Raw genomic sequence first — 5,529 nt, 5'->3', positions numbered from 1 at the left:
TGTATAAGAGACAGGGGTGGCGCCGGCTACGTGCTGGCGAACTCCGGCGGAACGGTGGATGAGGCAAACGTGACGGCCGGCAACGGTGGTGCTGGCAGCGACGGTGGTACCGGCGGTGCCGGCGGTGCCGGCTTCGCGCTTGCTGAACAGGGCGGCGTCGTTCATGACGCGACGGCCACCGGGGCCAGTGGTGGCACGGGTAGCGATGGCGGCGTTGGTGGTGTCGGCGGTGCCGGGGCGGTTTATGCCGGCCTAGAGGGCTACGGGACCGGCGGTGACGCGTCCGGCACGGCGACCGGTGGGGTCGGTGGCAACGCCACGGGTGCCGGCAGTGTCGGCGGTGCCGGCGGCACCGGCGGTATCCAGGCGGCCTGGAGTGACGGCCAACCCGGTGGGTTGGGCGGCAATGGTGGAACCGCGTCCGGTACTGCGACTGGCGGTGCCGGTGGCAACGCGACCGGTGGCGGTACCGGCGGTATCGCGCGTAACGGTGCCGTTATGGCGGGCGGTAACGGCTCAGTGGCCTCGGGTACCGCGGTCGGAGGCTCGGGTGGTGATGGCCTCGATGGTGGTACTGGCGGCAACGGCACCGGTGGCCAGGTGTCGGCACTGGCGGACGGTGCCCAGGCTGGCGGCCAAGCCTACGGTGGCAGCGGCGGTGACGGCGTCGGAGTTGGCAGCAAGGGCGGCGACGGCGGGCTGGGCTGGGTTCGCGCGCTGGGCGAAAACTCAACGATCACCGGTGGTCAATCGAACGGTGGCGACGGCGGCACCGGCACGGACGGGCTGAGCGGCGGGATCGGCGGCGCGGCCTACGTGCAGACGAACTCGGACAACAGCACGATCACCGACAGTTCCTCGTCTGCCGGTCGGGGTGGCGACAGCACTGACGGCGTCGATGGCGCGCGCGGCGGCCGCGCAACGGCCTTCGCCGGCGCTGACAACGCTGACCCGGGCAGTGGTAATGACCAAATCATCAACAGTCACGCCACTGGTGGCCATGCAGGTGGCGCGAGTGCCGGTGGACGCGGGGACATCACTGTCAGTAATGGCGGCAAAGTGACCGGCTCAGAGGCCATTGGTGCGGACGGCCAGGCAGGCTTTGGCTTGGGCGGCTCGGCCACCATCACGGCCAACGGAGGTGAGGTCCTCAGCAGCACCGCGACCGGCGGTCTCGGGGGTGCCGGCGGTACCGGTGGAACCGGTAGTGGCGCTGGCGGCAGCGGCGGGAGTGCCGCCATCACAGCGAACACGGGCGGCAAGGTGTCCGACTCGGTGGCCGCCGGTGGAAAGGGCGGCCTCGGGGGCAACCTCATCGACGGCGGCGCCGGCGGGAAGGGCGGAACTGGTGGTGCCGTGACCATCAGCGCCACAAACGGTGGCAATGCTAGCGGTCAGGCCACTGGCGGCACAGGCGGAGACGGTGGTGCTGGAAACGCCGGCGGTGCGGGAGGCAACGGTGGAAACGGTGGCACGGGCAGGCTGACGGCCGACGGAGGCACGGTGTCCGGTACCGCCAGCGGCGGATCCGGCGGTGACGGCGGCCATGCGGGCGTCGACAAAGCCGGGGCCAATGGCGCGTCGGGGGGCGCTGCGGAGGTCAAGGCTTCAGGGGCCAGCAGCGCTAACGGCACAGCGATCGGTGGAGCCGGCGGCATGGGCGGCTTGACTGGTGGCTTGGCAGGCGCCGGTGGTGCGGCGACGATCTCGGCGGAGGGAGCCAGCACCGTTCAGGGTGGCGCGGCGACCGGAGGCGCCGGTGGTGACGGCGACAGCGGTAGGGGTGCCGCCGGAGGAGCCGCAACCATCGAGGCACGCAACGGTGGGATCGTCACCAACAGCATTGACGGCGATGGCAAGGACACCACCACGGCGACTGGCGGAAACGGCGGCGATGGCGGGGCGGCGTCCGGGAGCTTTGCCGGAGGCAACGGCGCTAACGGTGGCAAGGCGACAATCACGGCCGACGGGGGAACGGCCAGTGGCGCCGCCTCCGGTGGTGCCGGCGGCGGCGGTGGCGATGCGAATACGGGCGGTGTCGGAGGCACTGGCGGTGTGGGCGGCGCCGGCAGCATCACGGCTACCACTGGTGGCACCGCCGGTGGTTCGGCCTCCGGCGGCGCGGGAGGCGCCGGAGGCGACGCCAGCGTCGACAAGGCCGGCGGGGCCGGTGGCGCGGGCGCAGTCGCGACGGTGACGTCATCGGGCACCAGCACCGCGACGGGCACGGCGATCGGTGGCGCCGGGGCTAACGGCGGCCTGACCGGTAGCTCTGTCGGAGCTGGCGGCGCGGCCTCGATCTCCGCAGATGGCAACAGCACCGTTCAGGGTGGCACCGCGACCGGCGGCGACGGCGGCGGCGGGGGTAACGGCGCCCAGGGCCGAAACGGCGGTGCCGCGTCCATCGAGGCGCGCAACGGTGGCACTGTTACCAACACAGTTGGTGGAGACGGCCAGGACACCACCACGGCTACCGGCGGTAGCGGCGGTAGCGGCGGTGCGTCCGTGGGCGGCAAAGCCGGCGGTGCCGGTGGCCTTGGGGGTAGCGCCAGCGTCATCGCTGATGGTGGCACCGCAAGTGGTGCCGCTACCGGTGGTGACGGTGGTGACGGTGGTGCCGCCACCGCGGCCTTCGGCGGTGGCGCGGGCGGCGCCGGGGCCGACGGCAGGATCACGGCTAACGGTGGTACCGCCGATGGTGCGGCCACCGGCGGTCGCGGTGGCGACGGCGGTGCTGCCTCGTCGGTCAAGGCCGGCGGGGTCGGCGGCAAGGGCGGTGCCGCGACGGTGACGGCTTCGGACACCAGCACTGCTACGGGCACAGCGATCGGTGGTGCGGGTGCCGTGGGCGGTGTGGCTACTGCCGCCGCCGGAAATGGTGGCGCGGCGACGGTCTCGGCTGATGGTGCGAGCACCGTGCAGGGTGGTACCGCGACCGGTGGTGCCGGCGGTGTCGTGGGCAACATCGGCGCCACCGCCAACGGTGGCATCGGAGGAAACGGTGGCGACGCGTCGATTGAGGCGCACAACGGTGGCGTGGTGACCAACACCGTTGTGGGTGGCCAGGACACCACGTCGGCTACCGGTGGTGCCGGTGGAAACGGCGGCGACGGCTTCGGCGCCGCCAGGATCGGCGGTGCCGGCGGTGTCGGCGGCAACGCCACCGTGATCGCCGACAACGGCACGGCCGGTGGTGCGGCCACCGGTGGCGCCGGTGGTGCAGGAGGTGACGCCACCGCGACCGCGACCGGTAAGGCTGGAGGTGCGGGCGGTTCGGCTACGGTCAGCGGTACCAACGGCGGATCGGCTCACGGAGCGGGCGCGGGCGCGGTCGGCGGTGACGGCGGCGATGCCGGCGTGGGCACCGGTGGCGCCGGCGGCAACGGTTCGGTGTCGGCCGACGGGGCTGACAGTGCGGCCAGTGGTGCCGCGTCCGGTGGCGACGGCGGCAGCGGTGCCCTGGGTAACGGCGGTGCCGGCCAGGACGGCAGTCTGACTGCCACTGACGGCGGGGTGATCACCAACAGCAGCGCCACCGCGGGTGACTCCAATGGCGCCGTCGCTGGTGGTACGGCTGCGGTTACGGCTACCGGCACGAACAGCAGCGTGACCGACAGTCATGCCACGGGTGGGAATGCGGGCAGTGGCAGCAACGCCGGTGCCGGTGGCAGCGGCACGATAGCGGCTACCAACGGCGGTGCTGTGGCGGGCGCATCTGCTGGTGGTGGCGAAGGCGGCAACAGCCTCAACGGCGGCCAGGGCGGTAAAGCGGGCAACGGCCTCGTGACGGCCGACGGTGTTGGCAGTAAGGCCAGCGGTCCGGCTACCGGTGGTAACGGCGGTGATGGCGACGGGGTCGGCAGCAAGGGTGGCAATGGTGCCGACGGCACTATCGAAGCCCTGAATGGCGGCACGGCGGCTGGCATCGTGACCAACTCGATCGCCGGGCAGCAGGCCGGCGCCACCGGTGGCAGTGGTGGCAATGCTGAGTCCGGTGGCACCGGCGGCAATGGCGGCTGGGCCGAGATCAGTGCGGATGCCCCCAGCGCCACGCACTCCGGCAGCGCCACCGGCGGTAACGGAGGTGAGGGCCTGAACGGCGGTAAGGGCGGTGACGGCAACTTCGGGTGGCTGTTCTCGTACAACGCAGCACAAGGCACCACGATCACTAATGGTGTTGCGGTTGGTGGTGATGGTGGGACCGGCAACGCCGGGATCGGCGGCAACGGCGGCTACGGCGCTCATCAGCTCTGGACGTCAGGTTATGGCGCCGCTAAGACCGAGAACGGTGTCGCGATCGGCGGCAGGGGCGGTGACGGTATCGATGGCGGCAGCGGCGGCAACGGCCGCGAGGGCTTGATCAATGCCCAATCGGCCGTTTCAAGCGGCACCGCCATCGGTGGCAACGGTGGCAACGGTTACGACGGAGGCAAGGGCGGCAACGCCAGCTACGGCGGCCTCGGCTCCCAGAACGGCAGTAACACCACCGCTAATGCCACCGGCGGCAACGGTGGTGATGGTTTCGACGGTGGCAAGGGTGGTGCCGGCGGCACCGCTTACGTCCTGAGCAATGGCAGCCACAGGGGCACCATCACCGGCGGCACCGTCCAAGGCGGCAGAGGGGGTGACGGTATCGGTGCCGGCGGCCAGGGTGGCAGCGGTGGCCGCGCGAACCTCGAAGGCATGTACGCCGGCAACCCGCCAAATAACCTCGACGATTACAGCGGCACCGTCAGTGGCACTGTGACTGCCGGTAACGGTGGTAACGGTGGTGACGCCAACGGCAGTGGCGGTACCGGTGGTAACGGTGGCGACGCCCAGCTCAACGGCGGCCCCCGGGCCCACGTCGATGGCACCGCGACCGCTGGCAACGGTGGCAACGCGATCAACGGCGGTACCGGCGGCAAGGGCGGCAATGTCCTCGTTCAAGGTTCCACCAGCGACTCACTACCGGTGGGTACCCGCACTGAAATCAGCGGTGCTACAGCTACCGGCGGCGACGGCGGTGTCGGCAATGGCGCCACCGGTGCCAACGGCAGCACCGGCACGGTGAGCGCTAGCGGTGGCAGCAGCATCACCAACAGCTCCGCGACCGGCGGTACCGCCGGCGCCGGCGACGCCAATGGTGGCCAGGGTGGCGCCGCGGGCGGGGCCACGGTGAGCGCCACCGACGGCGGTGTGGTGACTGGCGGCGTCGCGACCGGCGGCAACGGCGGTGGCGGTACCGACGGCGGTAAGGGCGGTGCCGGCGGTAGCGCGGCGGTCGAAGCGCTCGGTGGTGGAGTCGTCACCGCCGGCAACGCCAACGGCGGCGCCGGGGGCAACGCCACCGGCGGTGGCACCGGTGGTGCCGGTGCCGCGGGCTCGGTGACGGCTTACGGCACCGGCGGCGCCGGTAGTGCCACGGCGACCGGAACGGGTACCGGCGGTGCTGGTGGAGACGGCCTCGACGGGGGCAAGGGCGGCTCCGGTGGCGGCGGCTACATCCTGGGCGGCTACGGCACCGTGTTCGGCGACACGACCGGCAGC

General features: G+C 71.8%; 1 protein-coding gene. It reads left to right on the top strand.

Annotation, left to right across the window (positions count from 1 at the left end):
• On the top strand, positions 1 to 5,529 hold a 5,529-nt coding region (locus tag LI94_RS23975), incomplete at both ends, for a hypothetical protein (protein ID WP_046302303.1).

Origin of the sequence: Mycobacterium sp. UM_Kg27, from assembly GCF_000972905.1 — a bacterium.
Classification (GTDB): Bacteria; Actinomycetota; Actinomycetes; order Mycobacteriales; family Mycobacteriaceae; genus Mycobacterium.
The sequence above is the reverse complement of the archived record's forward strand: the minus strand, read 5'-3'. Positions and strand labels throughout refer to the sequence as shown.